Origin of the sequence: Pseudoxanthomonas sp. JBR18, from assembly GCF_028198165.1 — a bacterium.
In the GTDB taxonomy this organism is placed as follows: Bacteria; Pseudomonadota; Gammaproteobacteria; order Xanthomonadales; family Xanthomonadaceae; genus Pseudoxanthomonas_A.
Genome location: NZ_CP116339.1, coordinates 1,352,403 through 1,369,086, shown reverse-complemented (window position 1 = coordinate 1,369,086; position 16,684 = coordinate 1,352,403). Strand labels below are relative to the sequence as shown.

The window sequence follows — 16,684 nt, the reverse complement described above, 5'->3', positions numbered from 1 at the left end:
CGCATGGGGATGCGCCCGGGTCGGGTGCATCGGCTTACCATGACGTGTTTCATCGGACCTATGCCCGGAACACGCGCCCATGACCGAACCACCCCGGGGCCCGCGCGCCCGACGTCACGCCACCGCCCCTTCGCCTACGCCTGCCGAGCGTGGCCTGGCGCGCGAGATCATGCGCCAGATCGAATACGCCCAGGGGGATCCCGATTTCATGACCTCCCTGGCGCGCGGCATGGCGGTGCTCAGTGTTTTTGCCCAGCACGGCGGTCGTGAAGTGAGCATGTCGCAGATCAGCGCCGATACCGGGATCCCCAGGGCGGCCGTGCGCCGGGCGCTCTATACGCTGGCCAAGCTGGGCTATGTGGGTGAGCACGGCCGCGGGTATGTGCTGCTGCCGCGCGTGCTGGGCATCGGCGGTGCATATGTGGCCTCGGCCTCGCTGTCCGTCGCCGCCCAGCCCGTGCTGGACGCGCTGCGCGATGCGGTGCATGAATCCTGCTCCCTGGCGGTGCTGGACGGCGACGACGTGCTGTACGTGGCGCGCGCCGAAACCGTGCGCATCATGTCCATTGGCCTGCGCTCGGGCAGCCGCCTGCCGGCTTACTGCACCTCGATGGGGCGCATCCTGCTCTCGGCGCTGCCTGAGGACACGCTGGATGCGTATCTGGAGCGCAACCCGCTGCGGCCACGCACCGAACGCACCGTGACCCGCACGGACGAGTTGCTGGAGATACTGGCCAAGGTCCGGCGCGAGGAAGTGTCGCTGACCGACCAGGAGCTGGAAATCGGCCTGCGTTCGATCGCCGTGCCGGTACGCGATCGCGCCGGCACGGTCATCGCCGCGCTCAACATTGGCACCCAGGCTGGCCGGGTGAGCCTGCAGACGATGCATGCGCAGTTGCTGCCGCCGCTGCGGCAGGCGGCGTTGCGGTTGGGCGCGGTGTTGAGCTGAGAGGTGCCCAGCGCGGGTGCGCGTGTTCGGGTGACGAGGCGGGGCGATGGGGTTTGCAACGTCACGGCTTGGTAACGACTTTCCCCCGAAAGGTGTCGGTGCGCAGAGCGTCTGGATGGAAGAAATCCGCTCCCGCTGTTGCTGTTGCCGTTGCTGCGGCTGTTGCCGCGGCTTGTGATTTTGCTTTTGCTTTTGAATCTCCGAGCCATAAAGCCCGCCGAGCACCGCAGCAGCATCGGGGCGAAGAGGCGCGCCTGTTTGAGCGAAGCGAGTTAAGCGCCGTCCCCGATGCTGCGAGGAGCGCAGGGGACCGGGCCGCAGGCTCGGCGGGCGTCCGGCGAAAGCGGTTTTGGTGACGTTTGCCAAGACAAAAGTCACTCGCGCTGCAAGCGCGAAAGCTTTGCTCCCGCACTTGCTTTGGCCTTCGCTCTGGCCTTAGTAGAGCACTGCAGCCATGGGACGTAGAGCAAGATCAAAGGCTTTCGCGCCTTTGGCGCGACTTCCTTTTGTCTTGGCAAAAGGAAGCAAAACCGTCTTCGCCGGACGCCCGCCGGGCCTGCGGCCCGGTCCCCTGCGCTCCTCGCAAAGTGGGGCGCGGTGCCCAAACTCGCTTCGCTCAGACAAGGGCACCTCTACGGCCCCACCTTGCTGCGGTGCTCGGCGGGCTTTATGGCTCGAAAGATCAAGAGCAACAGCAAAATCCACAGCAACAGCAACAGCAACAGCAACAGCAACGTCTACAGCGACCTCAAGGGCCAGATTCGGCGGCTTGCTCCTCCAGAATAGGCTTGGCCAAGGCAAAGGCATGGTTGGCGGCCGGCACCCCGCAATAGATCGCGGCCTGCAGCAGCACCTCCTTGATCTCATCGGCGCTCACCCCGTTGTTGCGCGCCGCGCGGATGTGCAGCTTGAATTCCTCATCGTGCCCCAGCGCCACCATCATCGCGATGGTCAGCAGCGAGCGCGTGTGCCGCGGCAGACCCTCGCGCGTCCACACCTCGCCCCAGGCGGCGCGGGTGATGAAGTGCTGGAACTCGGTGGTGAAATCGGTGCGGGCTTCCAGCGAGCGCTGCACGTGGGCCTCGCCCAGCACGGCCTTGCGCACGGCCAGGCCGGCGTCGTAACGGGCTTGTTCGTCCATTGGGGGTCTCGGTGTGATGTGGGGATCAGGCGCGCAGGAAATCGCGCAGCGTGGCGTTGAAGTCGGCGGCCGACTCAATGTTGCAGATATGCCGGCCGCCAACCTGCGCGCATTGGCCGTTGGCCACGTGCTTGGCGATGAACTGCAAATCGGCCGGCGGGCACACCGGGTCGTCGTCACCGGCGATGGCCAGCAGCGGCACGTCGATGCCGGCCAGGTCGCTGCGAAAGTCGGCCTGGCCCACCGCATGGCAACAGCCGGCATAGCCCTCGGGCGAGGTCGCCAGGAAGATGTCCAGCACCGCACGCACCTGTTCTTCGTGCGTGTCGGTGTAGTGCTCGGTGAACCAGCGCATCACCGTGCCCTCGGCCAGGGGCTTGAGACCCTGCTCGCGCACCTGCGCGATGCGCGTCTCCCAGCTCTCGCCGGTGCCGATCTTGGCGGCCGTGGCGCAGACCACCAGCCGGTCCAGCCGGTTGGCCGCGTTCAGGCCCAGCCACTGTCCGGTGAGGCCGCCGATGGACAGCCCGCAGAAATGCGTGCGCTGAATCTTCAATGCATCCCACAGCGCAAGTACGTCGCCGCCGAGCTGGTCGATGGTGTACACCCCCTCGGCGGCGGTCGACTGACCGTGTCCGCGTCGGTCGTAGCGCAGGATGCGGAAGTCGTTGACCAGTTCGACCACCTGGCCGTCCCACATCGTCAGGTCGGTGCCCAGCGAGTTGCAGAAGGTGAGCCAGGGGGCGCCTTCCGCGCCGTCGATCTGGTAGTGCAGTCGGTGGGTGGGCAGGTCGAGAAATGCCATTGCGCGGGCTCCGTCGGGAGGAAAGATCAGTCGGCCGCGAGCACGCGGTCGATCCAGGTGTTGGCCATGCCGCGCCAGCTGTCGGCGGCGAACAAGGCGTCGAGGGCGTCGGCGTCGAGGACGGCATTGACCTGTGCATCCTCGGCCAGCACCTGGCGCAGGTGGCGGCCCTCGGTCACCGCGCGCTTGGCGGCCGATTCGACCAGGGCGTGCGCGCTGGCCTTGCCCAGCGTGCCGGCCAGGGTGACCGAAACGGCCTCGGCGTAGAGCAGGCCGCCGAAGCTGTCCAGGTGCGCGGCCATGCGCGCGCGATCCAGCTCCATGCCATCGAGCACGATGCGCATCTGCGCCAGGCTGCCGGCGGTCAGGCGGATGATCTCCGGCAGGGTTTCCCATTCGGCGTGCCACTGGCCGGGCGCGCGCTCGTGCGGCTGGTTCATCGCCGCGAACAGCGTGGATACCAGTCCGGGCACGCGCGTGGCCGCGGCGATGGCCGCCACGCATCCCACCGGGTTGCGTTTGTGCGGCATCGCCGAGGAACCGCCCTTGCCGGCGCCACTGGGCTCGAAGGCCTCGCCCACCTCTGACTGCATCAACAGGACGATATCGGTGCCGATCTTGCCCAGCACGCCGGCCAACAGGGCGAATGCGGTGCCGACTTCGACGATGCGGTCGCGCGCGGTGTGCCAGGGCAGGGCGGGCAGCGGCAGCTTCAGTTCGTGGGCGAGGGCTTGCGCGACATCGAGCCCGCGCTCCTGGAGCGAGGCCAGGGTGCCGGCGGCGCCGCCGAACTGCAGCGCCAGCGCGTCCTCGCGCAGGGCGTATAGGCGCTTGCGCGCGCGCTGCAGGGCGTCGAGCCAGCCGGCGGCCTTCAGGCCAAAGGTGACCGGCACGGCCTGCTGCAGCAGCGTGCGACCGGGCAGTCCGGTCTGGCGTTCGGCCTGGGCCAGCGTGCGCAGCGTGGCGCAGAGCGCGTCGAGCTTGGGCGTGATCGCGTCCAGTGCGGCGCGCAGTTGCAGCACGGTGCCGGTGTCGATCACGTCCTGGCTGGTCGCGCCCCAATGCACCCAGCGCGAGGCGTCGTCATCGGTGGCCTTGACCCTGGCGGTCAGCGCCTTGACCAGCGGGATGGCCGGATTTCCGGAGAGCGCCGTAGCGGCGCCAAGCGCGTCCAGATCGAAGGCGTCCGCCACGCAGGCGTCGGTGATCGCGCTGACGGCACTGTCCGGAATGACCCCACAACGTGCCTCGGCGCGGGCCAGGGCGGCTTCGAAGTCGAGCATGCCCTGCAGCCGTGCGCGGTCATCGAACAGGGCGTCGATGTCGGGATCGCCGAACAGAGGGGCGAGCAGGCGGGAAGTCATCGATGCGTGCCTTCGGTGCGGGGCTTGATGAGATTATGGTGGGGTGGTGGCAGGAAGGGTGACGTCAAACTGCGAGTTGCTGTTGCTGTTGCTGTTGCTGTTGCTGTTGCTGTTGCACTTGCTCTTGGCGGTTTGTCTGAGCCGTAAAGCACGCCGAGCACCGCAGCGAGGCAGGGCCGAAGAGGCGCCCTGTTTGAGCGAAGCGAGTTTGGGCGCCGTGCCCTGCTTCGCGAGGAGCGCAGGGGACCGATGCTCAGCATCGGCGTGCGTCCGGCGAGAAGCGGTTTTGCTTCCTTTTGCCAAGACAAAAGGAAGTCGCGCCCATAGGCGCGAAAGCCTTTGCCTGTGGCGCGCCGCGGGCGCGTTGCTTTGGCCCTACCAGTCCTGAAGCCAGTTCGTATCAAAACTTGCGTCCAATATGAAAGCAAAACTTTACGGGCATGCAAGCCTTTCTTAGAAGCAAAGCTTTCGCACGGCTTCGCCGCGCGAGCTACTTTTGTCTTGTCAAAAGTAGCCAAAACCGCCACTCGCCGGGACGCGAGCCGCCGCTACGCGGCGGTTCCCTGTGCTTCTCGGAAGGCGGGGCACGGCGCCCAAACTCGCTTCGCTCAAACAGGGCGCCTCTTCGGCCCCGTCTTCCTGCGATGCTCGGCTCGCTTTACGGCTCAGACAGATGAAGCAAAGCAACAGCAAAGGCAACAGCAAGGCAACCGCCAAATCAAACGCAACTGCTAATGCAAAAGAGCGAAACAAGAAGGCTCAGTAGCTGAAAAACACCGTCTCCCCTTCGCCCTGCATCTTCACGTTCCAGGCGTACTGCCCCGGCGCAGTCTGCGCCGCGATCAGCGTGCCCCGGCGCGCCTCAGGCACCAGCGCCAGGATGCCGTCCTCGCTGTTGCTGCCCTCATCGGAGAAGTAGATGCGCGTCGGCGCCGCCTTGAGCAGCCCGCGCATGAACACCAGCGCCACGATGTGCGGCGCCTGCGCCACACCCTTCAGCCCCGGCACCCGGCCCGGCTTGATCGTGGTGAAGGAAAAGCGGCCTGCCTCGTCGGTCGGCACGCGTCCCCAGCCGTGCAGCGCCGGGTCGTGCGCGTCGCGGCGCGGATCCTCGGCGTGGTCGTAGATGCCGTCGGCATCGGCCTGCCACAGTTCCAGCACCGCATCGCTGATCGGATGGCCCAGACCGTCGTACACCGTGCCGGTGATGGTGATGCGCTCGCCCTTGGCATCGGCCGGGGCGATCTGCGTGTGGTACAGCGGTTCCAGGCCGATCCGGTAGTACGGACCGACCGTCTGCCACGGGGTCGATTGAAAGCTCATGGTTTACTCCCAGACGGTCTGCTTGCGGCCGCGCAGCACGATGTCGAAGCGGTAGCCCAGCGCGTATTCGTTCTCGGTGGTCTCCCAGTCGAAGGAGGACACCATGCGGGCCTTGGCCTTCTCGTCGGGCACGCAGTTGTAGATGGGGTCGAAGGCCAGCAGCGGATCGCCCGGGAAATACATCTGCGTGACCAGGCGCTGTCCGATGCCGCCGCCGTGCAACGAGAAGTGGATGTGCGCCGGGCGCCAGGCGTTGTAGTGGTTGCGCCACGGATACGCGCCGGGCTTGATGGTCTTGAAGCGGTAGCGGCCGTGCGCGTCGGTCAGCACCTGGCCGGTGCCCTTGAAGTTGGGATCCAGCGGCGCGTCGTGCTGGTCACCCTTGTGCAGGTAGCGGCCGGCGGCGTTGCACTGCCAGACCTCGACCACGGTGTTACGTACCGGCTTGCCGTTCTCGTCCAGCACACGACCAGAGACGATGATGCGCTCCCCCAGCGGCTGGCCGGGGAAGCCAGCGGTCATGTCCGCGGCGTGCTCGCCCAGGGTCAGGCGGTCGAGCGTGGGCCCGGTGACTTCCGAGAGCGTCACCGGGATCGCGATCGGCTCGCTGCCGACGCCGCGCAACACGGTGGATGCGTAGGGCGCGTGGATGAAAGGAGGCTGCGAGCCGGGATACGGCTTGCGGTAACCGGTAAGAGGCTTGGATTCGCTCATCGCGGGCTCCGTTGGCTGGGCGACACCGAGGCGCCGCTGTTGCTTCATGTAGAGCGGAGCTTGCTCCGCTGCTGTTGTTGCTGTTGTTGATTTTGCTTCACGCGAAAGACGCGCAGGTGTTCAGCGCGTTGGGAAAGCCTCAGCGGAGCAAGCTCCGCTCTACGAGGCAGAACGATCCTCGGCCACTCAAACCCGCTCGATCGCCAGGGCTACGCCCTGGCCGACGCCGATGCACATGGTCGCAAGGCCACGTCGACCTCCGCTGGCCTCCAGCTGGCGCAGCAGGGTCAGGGTGATGCGTGCACCGCTCATGCCCAGCGGATGGCCGATGGCGATCGCGCCGCCATTGGCGTTGACGTGCGCAGCGTCGTCGGCGACGCCCAGTTCGCGCAGGCAGGCCAGACCCTGTGCGGCGAAGGCCTCGTTGAGCTCGATCGCGTCGAAGTCTTCGATCTTCAGGCCCAGGCGGGCCATCAGCTTGCGCGTGGCCGGCACCGGGCCCATGCCCATGTAGGCCGGCTCCACGCCCGCACTGGCGAAGCCCAGCACGCGGGCGCGCGGGGTCAGGCCCAGCGCTTTGACTTGTTCGGCCGAGGCCAGCAGCAGCGCGGCGGCGCCGTCGTTGATGCCCGAGGCATTACCGGCGGTGACCGTGCCCGGCTGGCGGAAGATCGCCTTCAGCTTGGCCAGCCCTTCGAGCGTGGTGTCGGCGCGCGGATGCTCGTCGACGTTCACCTCGATGGTCTCCTCGCGCTTCTTTCCCGGCGTGGTCACCGCGGTGATCTCGCTATCGAAGAAGCCGGCCGCCTGCGCGGCAGCGGTGCGCTGCTGGCTGCGCAGGGCGAAGGCGTCCTGGTCCTCGCGCGAGATGCCGTAGCGCGCGGCCACGTTCTCGGCGGTCTCGCCCATCAGGTCGACGCCGTACTGATCCTTCATCTTCGGGTTGATGAAGCGCCAGCCCATGGTGGTGTCTTCGATCTTCTGGTTGCGGGCGAAGGCACCCTCGGCCTTGCCCATCACCCACGGCGCGCGCGACATCGATTCCACGCCGCCGGCGATGGCCAGCCTCAGCTCGCCGGCACGGATGCCGCGCGCGACGGTGCCGATGGCATCCAGCCCCGAACCGCACAGGCGGTTGATCGTGCTGCCCGGCACGCTGAAGGGCAGGCCGGCCAGCAGCAGGCTCATGCGCGCCACGTTGCGGTTGTCCTCGCCGGCCTGGTTGGCGCAGCCCAGATACACGTCCTCGATCAGCGCCGGATCGAGATCGGGATGGCGGGCCAGCAGTGCCTTGAGCGGCACCGCGCCCAGGTCGTCGGCGCGCACGCCGGACAGGGCGCCGCCGTAGCGGCCCACCGGCGTGCGGATGCCATCGATGATGAAGACCTCGTTCATTGCATCACTCCGTTCAGTGCGCCAGCGTCAGGCCGGTCAGGCGCTGCAGCTCGTCAATGGAAAGTCCGTCCACCCGTTCGACCACGCGTGCGCCGTCGGGACCGAGGTCGAAGACGCCCAGGTCGCTGTAGACGCGGCTGACGCAGCGCAGGCCGGTCAGCGGATAGCTGCATTCTGCGACCAGCTTGCTTTCGCCGGTCTTGGTCAGCAGGTCCATCATCACGTAGGTCTGCTTGGCGCCGATGGCCAGGTCCATCGCCCCGCCCACGGCGGGAATCGCGTCGGGCGCGCCGGTACTCCAGTTGGCCAGGTCGCCATGCTGGGAGACCTGGAAGGCGCCGAGCACGCAGATATCCAGATGGCCGCCGCGCATCATCGCGAACGAGTCGGCGTGGTGGAAATAGCAACCGCCGGTGAGCAAGGTCACCGGCTGCTTGCCGGCGTTGATCAGGTCCGGATCCTCTTCGCCCTTTGCGGGCGCCGGGCCCATGCCGAGCAGGCCGTTCTCGCTCTGCAGGAAGATCTCCTTGTCCGCCGGCAGGTAGTTGGCGACCTGGGTGGGCAGGCCGATGCCCAGGTTGACGTAGGCGCCTTCGGGGATGTCGCGCGCCACGCGCGCGGCCATCTGTTCGCGAGTCAGTCGCTGGTAACCGCTCATGCGCGTGCCTCCTTGTGCCCGACCGCGATCACGCGCTGGACGAAGATCCCGGGCGTGACCACGGTTTCCGGGTCCAGCGCACCGAGTTCGACCACCTCATGGACCTGGGCGATGGCGCACTTGGCCGCCATGGCCATCAGCGGGCCGAAGTTGCGCGCGGTCTTGCGGTACACCAGGTTGCCCCAGCGGTCGCCGCGATGGGCCTTGATCAGCGCGACGTCGGCGTGGATCGGGTACTCGAGCACGTAGTGCCTGCCGTCGATCTCGCGGGTCTCCTTGCCTTGCGCCAGCTGGGTGCCGTAGCCGGTGGGGGTGAAGATGGCGCCCAGGCCGTTGCCGGCGGCATGGATGCGCGCGGCCAGGTTGCCCTGCGGCACCAGTTCCAGCTCGATCTCACCGGCGCGGTAAGCCGCATCGAAATGCTGCGAATCGCTTTGGCGCGGGAACGAGCACACGATCCTGCGCACGCGCTTGTGCTTGATCAGCGCGGCCAGGCCGGTCTCGCCGTTGCCGGCATTGTTGTTGACGATGGTCAGTTCACGCGCGCCGTGTTCGATCAGCGCATCGATCAGCTGGTCTGGCATGCCGGCCGTACCGAAGCCGCCGATCATCACCGTGGCGCCATCGCGGATGTCGGCGACCGCCGCGGCGCAGGAGGGGAAAGTCTTGTCGATCATGTCAGCATCCGGCCCCGGCGTTGGTGCATCGCGTGGCATGGAAGAAATGGGCCATGGGAAGCGGTCTTCTACGTGGGCTCACGCGCACCGCGCGCGTGGAAGATGCGCAAGGTGGCGCGCCACGCGGCGCAAGGTCAATTCGAATATCGGATTAATGGGCGATATTCGAACAAATTGAACTAAGGTCTAAGTTGTTGGCCCGTCGCGCAGTCCGCGACCCCTATTCTCGTGGTGGAGGCGAGCCCAGGGCTGACGCGTCCTGGCCATGGTATGCGGACCTCGCCGGTGCGTTCAGGCGAGCTCATTCCCGAACAGATGCACTGGCGCGCATCATGCCGGACGCCCGCATTGGCGACTGCTTCTGCGGCCGCCTCGGAGGGCGTGGGCCCGCCAGACGGCTTTCATGTACCGGCCCAGGGTCAGGCAATGATGACGCGCAGGCCGCGCGGTCGTTCAGTTCATCCAGAGCTTGTTCAGATCGCGGAAGCCCCATTTGCAAGGGGATTCGAGCTGGACGATGCGGTCCTGGCAATCATCGCGCGACAGGTCGATGTCCTGCACCAGTAGGTGGCTGCGGCGCTTGGCCGAGTGAAACACCCGCACCCGCGGCTTGAGCAGCTGCCCGGCGTTCTGCTCGACCACCACGGCCAGCCGCTGCGATTCCAACAGGACCAGGGAGCCCACCGGATAGATGCCCAGGCAGCGCACGAAGGCCTTGAAGACCGTCGGATCGAAGTGCCCCGTCCAGGTAGCCATCTGCTTGATCGAGTCGGCCGGACACCAGCCGCGCTTGTAGGGACGATCGGAGCTGATGGCGTCGTAGACGTCGCACACCGCGCCCATGCGCGCCATCAGGCTGATGCCGTCCCCGGCCAGGCGATGGGGATAGCCGCTGCCGTCGACCTTTTCGTGGTGGTGCAGGGCGATGTCCAGCACCACCGCGTTCTCCACCCCGCCTTGGGCCAGCAGGGTGTGGCCGGCCTGCGGGTGCAGGCGGATCACCGAGAATTCTTCGTCGCTGAGCTTGCCCGGCTTGTTGAGGATCTCCATCGGCGTGGAGGCCTTGCCCATGTCGTGCAGCAGGCCGCCCATGGCCGCTTCCAGCACCTGCTCCTCGGGCAGCCCCAACTGGCGCGCCAGCGCGCTCATCATCGCCGCCACGGCCATGGAGTGCAGGTAGGTGTAGTCGTCGGCGGTCTTGAGCCTGGCCACGCTGATCAGCGCCTGCGGATTGCGCAGCACCGAATCGTTGATCGCCTGGGCCAGCGGCATGGCCGCCTCGGTGTCCACGCTGCGGCCTAGCCGGATCTGCCTGAACATGGCTTCGACCGTTTCCCGTCCCTGCTCCAGGATCTTGCGGGCGCGGACCATTTCGGCGGCCAGGCTGACATGGGCGACCTCGGGCTCGGTCGCGTCGTCCGCTTGCGAGGCCTCGTCGCTGGCGTACGGGTTGGCGGGCTCCGGCGCGGCCAGGTCGCAGGGCGCGGCGTCCTCGAGATCCAGGCCGCGGCTGGTGTCGATCACCACCTCGGCGACCCGGCTGGCGCGAATGCGGTCGACCTCCGACTGCTCGACCAGGAACGCGCGACGCCAGAATGGATGGTCCACCCACGAACCGGAAAACCGGTGGAGGTACATGCCGGGACGCAGTTGCTCGGATCTGATCGTTTTCAACATGCCGAATCGCTTCCTGAACGGGAGCGCGTGCCGCACGCGCGGACTCCTCGCAGCACTATCGGCCGGTCAGGCGACTTGTTGAAGGGCCTTCGTTGACTGCTGTGTTCGGGCCGGCGCCGCCTGCCCCTCCAACCCACGCCGCCGCGCCGCCGCGCGAGCATCTGCAGGGATTCCCGTTCCGACCCAGGCGTTGGCCGTCACCAGCTGCGCCAAGATGCGCGATCAGGCTGGCATGTTCGTGCTGGTGTCCCGTGAACAGGACCTTCCCTGTCACGCGCCGGGCAGGTCAACAAACGGCGAACGCCAGGCACTACGCCCGGATCGCGGCCAGATCCAGATGCACGCCGAGGAAGGCCGCGGCCTGCTCCATCGCGGTCCGCGCCGCGGGCAGCACGCCGGCCATTTCGATGAAGCCGTGGATCATGCCCGGGTATTCGATGTACTCCACCGGCACGCCGGCCTCATTCAGTGCGTCCCGGTACAGTCGGCCGTCGTCCAGGAGGGCATCGCATTGCGCGGTGATGATCAGCGCCGGCGGCAGGCCGCGCAGGTCCGCTGCGAACCGTGGGGACACGCGCGGATCGCGGGTATCGAACCCGTTGCACAGGAACGGGCCCGACATGGCCTGCATCGCTTCCAGGGTCAGGGGAGGCACCGCGCCGTTCCTGCGCCGCGAGTCGAACGCGTCCCCGGTCGGGCTCAGGTCGGTCGCCGGGTAGAACAGCACCTGGGCGCTCAGCGCCACCTCGCTGCCAAGCAACTGCTGGCAGGCCACCGCCGCCAGGCTGCCGCCGGCACTGTCGCCGGCAACAGCGAGTCGGCTGGCATCCAACCCCAGCTCCGTGGCTTGCGCCGCGATCCAGCGCACCGCGGCCACGACGTCGTCAGGCCCGGCGGGCGCCGGGTGCTCGGGCGCGCGTCGATAGTCCACCGCGACCACCGCGCACCCGGCCGTGTGGACCAGCCGGCGGCAGACCTTGTCGTGGCTGTCCAAGTCGCCCAGCGACCAGCCGCCGCCGTGCAGGTAGACCGTGGTGGCGTAGGGCGCGGTGCCGGTCCGGGGTAAATAGAGCCGCAAGGGAATCGGGCCGGCCGGACCGGCGGCCTGCAGTTCCAGGATCTGGCCCACCGGCATGGGTTCCCCGCCCAGCAGGGCGCCGACTTGAAGATAGGCCTGGCGCATCTCGGCGATGGGCAGTGACTCCAGCGTCGGCGCGCCGGAGGCCGCCATGCCGGTCAGCACCGCCAGCACGTCCGGGGTCAATCGGGCCGGGTCGAAAGGGTCTGCTTGCATGAAATCTCCAAAGTGCAGCGCGCCGTCGCGCCGGGATCAATCGATGAGCATCAGCGCATCCAGCGCCACCACGCCATGTCCTTGCGGGTAGAGCACCACCGGGTTGAGGTCGATTTCGCGGATCCGGGGCGTGCCGCACAGCAATGCGCCCAGGCGCACCACCAGCGTGGCCAGGGCGGTCACGTCCAGGGCGGGTGCTCCCCGATAGCCGTGCAACAGCGGTGCGGCCTTGAGCTGGTCCAGCTCGGCCATCACCGCCTCCACCGACAGGTCTGGTGGTAGCAGACGCACGTCGTGCAGGACCTCGGCGGTGACCCCGCCAAAGCCGACCAGGATCACCGGCCCCCACTGGGGATCGTTGCGTGCGCCGACGATCATCTCCATGCCGCGCGCGCCCATGGCCTCCACCAGCACGCCCTCGATCGGGACCTGTGCGGCGTGCTCGGCCAGATTGGCCTGCAGGCGTTGCCAACCCTGGGCCAGGGCATCGGCACCTTCCAGCCCCAGCACCACGCCGCCGACATCGCTCTTGTGGCTCAGCTGTTCGGATTGCACCTTCAATGCGACCGGCCCACCCAGCCGCGCTGCAGCGGCCTGCGCCTGTTCCAGCGTGGTGACCAGCTCGCCGCGGGCGAAGGCGATGCCCGCCGGGCCCAACAGCTGCTTGGCCCGGTATTCCGGGATCACGCCTGCGCCAGCGGGCAAGGCCAGGGTCGTCAGCGCCGGCTCGGCCTGGCGATGTGTGGCCTGGCGCGCCGCCTGGGCGGTCAACCGCCTGAGCGCGCGCAAGGCGCGTTCGCTGGTGGGGAAGTACGGCATTCCCAGCATCCGCAGCTCGGCCAAGTACTCGGCCGGAAGCACGGCCCCTTCGTCCAGGCCTGCACAGATCACCGGCTTGTCCGGGTGCAGCTCGCGCGCGGCGCGCAGCACCGGCGGCAGCTTGATCGCACAGGTGACCGGGTCGGTCTGGATCAGTCCCACCACGATCGAACCGAAGCGCCCATCCTCGAACAGGGCCGCCAGGGTGCGGGTATACAGATCCGGATCGACCAGGCCCTGGGCGGTCAGATCCAGCGGATTGCTCACCGGCACGAACGGCGGCAACGCCGCGCGCAGCGCCGGGGCATTGGTGTCGTCCACCGTGGGGAGGTCCAGCCCCAGGTCCTCGGCCAGGTCCAGGCACAGCGCCTTGAACGCGCCGGACTCGCCGACGATGGCCGTGCCGGGCGTGGGCGGGGTCGGGCAACGCAACACGATTTCGGAAATGTCGCCCAGCTCCTCCAGGGTTTCGGCCATGACCACGCCGGCGTGTTCGACCAGGGTGCGCATGACCGCGTAATCGCCGGCCATCGCCCCGGTGTGGGTCGCGGCCGCCGCGCGCGCCGCGCCACTCTTGCCCGGATGCAGCAGGACCATGCGCTTGCCCAGCTCACCGGCACGCCGGGCCAGGGCCAGCAGGCGCTGCGGTTGGCGGAACTGCTCGGCGATCATGGTGATCACCTGGGTACCAGGGTCATCGAGCAGAAACTCGACGTAGTCCTCCAGGTGGCTGGCGGCCTCGTTGCCGGTGGACACCGCATAGGACAGCGGCAGGTCGCGGCTGGCCAGGGTGGTGTTGAGCACGGCCATCATCGCCCCGCTCTGGGAGAGGATGCCGATGGCGGACCGGTCGCGGGCGGCACTGGCCTGTTCGAGCGCGATGTCCACCTCGATGAAGGTCAGCGGGATGCGCTGCCGGTAATTGATGCTGCCCAGGCAGTTGGGGCCTTCCACCAGCATGCCGGCCTGCGCGGCAATCCTGGCGATCTCGCGCTGCTGGCTCAGGCCGGTCTCACCGGCCTCGCCAAAGCCGGCGGAGAAGATCACCACGGCCCCCACCCTGCGCTCGGCCAGGGCCCGCACCGCGTCCAGCACCGCCGGTTGCGGGATGGCCAGCACCGCCACGTCCACGCCCTCGGGCAGAGCCTGGATCGCGTCCAGGCAGGGGCGATGGCCAATCCGGTCGCGCTTGGGATTGATCAGATGGATGTCGCCGGCATAGCCATTGCGCTCCAGGTTGGCCAGCACCGAGGCGCCCAGCGCGCCTGGCGTCGGCGAGGCCCCGACGATGGCGATTGAACGCGGCATCAACAGCCGCTCCACCGAGGAGTGCCGCGCGCCCAGGGACGGCGGCCGGGTCGTCTGCATGTCCATCGAGTCCTCCCGGTCGGCCTTCAGGCGCGCTGCTTGGTCAGGTCGTAGGCGCCCAGTCCAGGCTTGTAGCTCTTCTCGTCCAGGAACTGCTTGAGGCCTTCCTTGCGGCCCTCGTCGTAGCTGTTGGCCGCCTCCTGCGCGCGCACCAGGAAATCCTCGGCATTGTCGTAGGTCATCTCGCGCACGCGGCGGACCGCATCCTTGGTGGCCTTCAGCGCGACCGGGTTCTTCTTGCGCAGCGCCTGGGCCACCTCGTTCACGCGTGTCCGCAGCGCCGCGGCGGGCAGGGCTTCGTTGACCAGGCCCCAGTCGGCGGCGGTGCGGCCGTCGATCGGCTCGCCCAGCATCGCGTGATACATCGCGCGGCGGAAGGAGAGCAACTCAGCGGCGACCTTGGAGGCGCCGCCGCCCGGCAGGATGCCCCAGTTGATTTCCGACAGGCCGAATTTGGCCTCCTCGGCGGCGAAGGCCAGGTCGCAGGCGAACAGCGGGCCGTAGCCGCCGCCGAAGCACCAGCCGTTGACCATGGCGATGGTGGGCTTCTGGTACCAGCGCAGGCGACGCCACCAGCCGTAGCTCTCGCGCTGGGCCTTGCGCGTGCCGGCCAGGCCGTCGGCCTCGGTGTCGCGGAAGTACTCCTGCAGGTCCATGCCGGCGGTCCAGGCGCTGCCCTCACCGGTCAGCACCAGCACGGCGACATCGTCGCGGAATTCCAGTTCGTCCAGCACCGCCATCATGCGGCGATTGAGCGCCGGGCTCATCGCGTTGCGCTTCTGCGGGCGGTTGAATTTCACCCAGGCCACGCCGTCCTCGACGGCGTAGGCGACGGTGTCGTGTTCGGGGTTGCTGCTCATGTGGATCACCTTCAGTGGGGGGGAGAATGGGAACTTCCTCCTCCCTCTGGGAGAAGGTGCCCTGGAGGGGCGGATGAGGGTCCGGGCGACGTCTCGCGCGCTTGAATCCGCGATGCGCTTTCGCGCCGGACCCTTGCCCCAAGAATCAAAACGGGTACTGCGGCACGGCGTCCTTGATCGTGACCCACTGCCAGTGGGTGTACTGCTCCCAATCGGCCGGCCCGCCCACGCTCGTTCCATTGCCCGAGGCGCCAGTGCCGCCGAACGGGTTGATCACCTCGTCGGCCACGGTCTGGTCGTTGATGTGCAGCAGGCCGGTGTGCAGGCGCTCGCCGATGGCCATGGCGCGGCCGACCGAGGCGGAGATCACCCCGGCCGACAGGCCGTACTCGGTGGCGTTGGCCAGCTCCACCGCCTGATCGTCGCTGTCGAAGCTGATGATGTTGGCGACCGGGCCAAACACTTCTTCGTCGAAGGCGCGCATGCCCGGGGTGACGTTGGACAACACCGTGGCCGCATAGAACAGGCCTTCATGGGTGCCGCCTGCCTCGACCACCGCGCCGGCGGCGACCGAGGCATCGACGATGTCCTTGACGTGCTGCAGCTGGCGCTGGTCGATGATCGGGCCCAGCGCGACCTGGCCGGTGGCCGGGTCGCCTACCGGCAGATGGCGTGCCTTTTCGGCCAGGCGCCGGGTCAGTTCGGCCGCGATGCTGCGCTGGACCAGCACCCGGCCGGTGGCCATGCAGATCTGGCCCTGGTGGAAGTAGGCACCGAAGGCGATGGCCGAGACCGCCAGGTCCAGGTCGGCATCCTCCAGCACGATCAGCGAATTCTTGCCGCCCAGCTCCAGTGAAACCTTCTTCAGGTGCCTGCCGGCCAGCTCGCCGATCCGGCGCCCGGCGCCGGTCGAGCCGGTGAAGGCGATCATCGGCACGCCCGGCGCCTCGACCAGAGCCTGCCCGGCCTCGGCCTCGGCCCCGCCCGGGACGACGTGCAATAGGCCCTCGGGCAGGCCTGCAGCGGCCAGCACTTCGGCGATCACAAAGCCACCCGCGTAAGGCGTGCGCGGGTCGGGCTTGAGCACGACCGCATTGCCCACGGCCAATGCCGGCGCCACCGAGCGCAGCGACAACACCAGCGGGAAATTGAACGGCGAGATCACCCCGACCACGCCCAACGGCAGCTGACGCGCAATGCTCAAACGGCCTGGCACGCTCGGCAACACCTGCCCGTTGGCCTGCAGCGGCATGGCCGCCGCGCGCTGCAGCAGGACGATGGCTTCGCGGACTTCGTGCTCGCCCTTGGGCAGGATGCCGCCGGTCTCGCGCGCCACCAGTGCCGAGGCCGCCGCCGCGTGCTCCTGCAGGATCGCTGCGGCACGATGAAACACGGCCGCGCGCTCGCGCGGTGGCGTTGCCGCCCAGGCGCGTTGGGCCGCGCGTGCGCGTGCGACGGCGCTGGCTACGTCCTGGGCATTGGCCTGGCCGACGCGGTAGAGCGACTCGCCGTTGCCTGGTTCGATCACGTCCAGGGTGCCGCCCTGCGCATCGACCCAATCGCCATTGAAGATCTTGCCGCGCCAGGCCTCGACGCGAGCCAGGGAGGTGGTGGTGATGTCCATTGATGTGCTCTGAAGG

Annotated in this window: 14 protein-coding genes; 1 reads left to right on the top strand and 13 read right to left on the bottom strand. The window is 68.0% G+C overall.

Annotation, left to right across the window (positions count from 1 at the left end; genetic code table 11):
* Window positions 1-169: 169 nt before the first annotated feature.
* Window positions 170-949: an IclR family transcriptional regulator domain-containing protein gene (locus tag PJ250_RS06320; protein ID WP_333909520.1), complete on the top strand. Its 780-nt coding sequence runs from the start codon at window positions 170-172 to the stop codon at window positions 947-949.
* 748 nt (window positions 950-1,697) lie between these two features.
* Here the strand turns inward: PJ250_RS06320 and pcaC are convergent.
* The 13 genes from pcaC to PJ250_RS06255 form a co-directional block, all read right to left on the bottom strand.
* Window positions 1,698-2,090: a 4-carboxymuconolactone decarboxylase gene (gene pcaC, locus PJ250_RS06315; RefSeq protein WP_271647730.1), complete on the bottom strand. Its 393-nt coding sequence runs from the start codon at window positions 2,088-2,090 to the stop codon at window positions 1,698-1,700.
* 25 nt (window positions 2,091-2,115) lie between these two features.
* Complete coding sequence (gene pcaD, locus PJ250_RS06310; RefSeq protein WP_271647728.1) at window positions 2,116-2,895, bottom strand: 3-oxoadipate enol-lactonase; 780 nt, start codon at window positions 2,893-2,895, stop codon at window positions 2,116-2,118.
* Between the two features lie 26 nt (window positions 2,896-2,921).
* On the bottom strand, window positions 2,922-4,259 hold the full coding sequence (locus tag PJ250_RS06305; RefSeq protein ID WP_271647727.1) for a 3-carboxy-cis,cis-muconate cycloisomerase: 1,338 nt from the start codon (window positions 4,257-4,259) through the stop codon (window positions 2,922-2,924).
* Between the two features lie 759 nt (window positions 4,260-5,018).
* On the bottom strand, window positions 5,019-5,582 hold the full coding sequence (pcaG, locus tag PJ250_RS06300) for a protocatechuate 3,4-dioxygenase subunit alpha (RefSeq protein WP_271647726.1): 564 nt from the start codon (window positions 5,580-5,582) through the stop codon (window positions 5,019-5,021).
* Between the two features lie 3 nt (window positions 5,583-5,585).
* A complete protein-coding gene (gene pcaH / locus PJ250_RS06295) occupies window positions 5,586-6,296 on the bottom strand; it encodes a protocatechuate 3,4-dioxygenase subunit beta (protein WP_271647725.1) in 711 nt (236 codons plus the stop codon).
* Window positions 6,297-6,482: 186 nt separating this feature from the next.
* A complete protein-coding gene (pcaF, locus tag PJ250_RS06290; RefSeq protein ID WP_271647724.1) occupies window positions 6,483-7,691 on the bottom strand; it encodes a 3-oxoadipyl-CoA thiolase in 1,209 nt (402 codons plus the stop codon).
* A gap of 13 nt (window positions 7,692-7,704) precedes the next feature.
* A complete protein-coding gene (locus PJ250_RS06285) occupies window positions 7,705-8,349 on the bottom strand; it encodes a 3-oxoacid CoA-transferase subunit B (RefSeq protein ID WP_271647723.1) in 645 nt (214 codons plus the stop codon).
* Window positions 8,346-9,026 (bottom strand): 3-oxoacid CoA-transferase subunit A, encoded by a 681-nt coding sequence (locus tag PJ250_RS06280; RefSeq protein WP_271647722.1) that lies wholly within the window; start codon window positions 9,024-9,026, stop codon window positions 8,346-8,348. Before PJ250_RS06280 ends, PJ250_RS06285 begins: the two co-directional genes overlap by 4 nt.
* 453 nt (window positions 9,027-9,479) lie before the next feature.
* A complete protein-coding gene (locus PJ250_RS06275; protein ID WP_271647721.1) occupies window positions 9,480-10,703 on the bottom strand; it encodes an HD-GYP domain-containing protein in 1,224 nt (407 codons plus the stop codon).
* Window positions 10,704-11,013: 310 nt separating this feature from the next.
* Window positions 11,014-11,997 carry an alpha/beta hydrolase gene (locus tag PJ250_RS06270; protein WP_271647720.1) on the bottom strand — a complete coding sequence of 328 codons (984 nt, stop codon included), beginning with the start codon at window positions 11,995-11,997 and terminating at the stop codon, window positions 11,014-11,016.
* A 36-nt stretch (window positions 11,998-12,033) separates the two neighbouring features.
* Window positions 12,034-14,190 carry an acetate--CoA ligase family protein gene (locus tag PJ250_RS06265; protein ID WP_271647719.1) on the bottom strand — a complete coding sequence of 719 codons (2,157 nt, stop codon included), beginning with the start codon at window positions 14,188-14,190 and terminating at the stop codon, window positions 12,034-12,036.
* A gap of 20 nt (window positions 14,191-14,210) precedes the next feature.
* A complete protein-coding gene (locus PJ250_RS06260) occupies window positions 14,211-15,044 on the bottom strand; it encodes a p-hydroxycinnamoyl CoA hydratase/lyase (protein WP_271647717.1) in 834 nt (277 codons plus the stop codon).
* Window positions 15,045-15,189: 145 nt separating this feature from the next.
* Window positions 15,190-16,668 carry a benzaldehyde dehydrogenase gene (locus PJ250_RS06255; RefSeq protein WP_271647716.1) on the bottom strand — a complete coding sequence of 493 codons (1,479 nt, stop codon included), beginning with the start codon at window positions 16,666-16,668 and terminating at the stop codon, window positions 15,190-15,192.
* Between the last annotated feature and the right edge of the window lie 16 nt (window positions 16,669-16,684).

Coding starts and splice junctions, on each gene's coding strand:
- PJ250_RS06320 (WP_333909520.1), top strand. CDS start 170: ATGCGCCAGATCGAATACGCCCAGGGGGATCCCGATTTCATGACCTCC.
- pcaC (WP_271647730.1), bottom strand. CDS start 2,090: ATGGACGAACAAGCCCGTTACGACGCCGGCCTGGCCGTGCGCAAGGCC.
- pcaD (WP_271647728.1), bottom strand. CDS start 2,895: ATGGCATTTCTCGACCTGCCCACCCACCGACTGCACTACCAGATCGAC.
- PJ250_RS06305 (WP_271647727.1), bottom strand. CDS start 4,259: ATGACTTCCCGCCTGCTCGCCCCTCTGTTCGGCGATCCCGACATCGAC.
- pcaG (WP_271647726.1), bottom strand. CDS start 5,582: ATGAGCTTTCAATCGACCCCGTGGCAGACGGTCGGTCCGTACTACCGG.
- pcaH (WP_271647725.1), bottom strand. CDS start 6,296: ATGAGCGAATCCAAGCCTCTTACCGGTTACCGCAAGCCGTATCCCGGC.
- pcaF (WP_271647724.1), bottom strand. CDS start 7,691: ATGAACGAGGTCTTCATCATCGATGGCATCCGCACGCCGGTGGGCCGC.
- PJ250_RS06285 (WP_271647723.1), bottom strand. CDS start 8,349: ATGAGCGGTTACCAGCGACTGACTCGCGAACAGATGGCCGCGCGCGTG.
- PJ250_RS06280 (WP_271647722.1), bottom strand. CDS start 9,026: ATGATCGACAAGACTTTCCCCTCCTGCGCCGCGGCGGTCGCCGACATC.
- PJ250_RS06275 (WP_271647721.1), bottom strand. CDS start 10,703: ATGTTGAAAACGATCAGATCCGAGCAACTGCGTCCCGGCATGTACCTC.
- PJ250_RS06270 (WP_271647720.1), bottom strand. CDS start 11,997: ATGCAAGCAGACCCTTTCGACCCGGCCCGATTGACCCCGGACGTGCTG.
- PJ250_RS06265 (WP_271647719.1), bottom strand. CDS start 14,190: ATGGACATGCAGACGACCCGGCCGCCGTCCCTGGGCGCGCGGCACTCC.
- PJ250_RS06260 (WP_271647717.1), bottom strand. CDS start 15,044: ATGAGCAGCAACCCCGAACACGACACCGTCGCCTACGCCGTCGAGGAC.
- PJ250_RS06255 (WP_271647716.1), bottom strand. CDS start 16,668: ATGGACATCACCACCACCTCCCTGGCTCGCGTCGAGGCCTGGCGCGGC.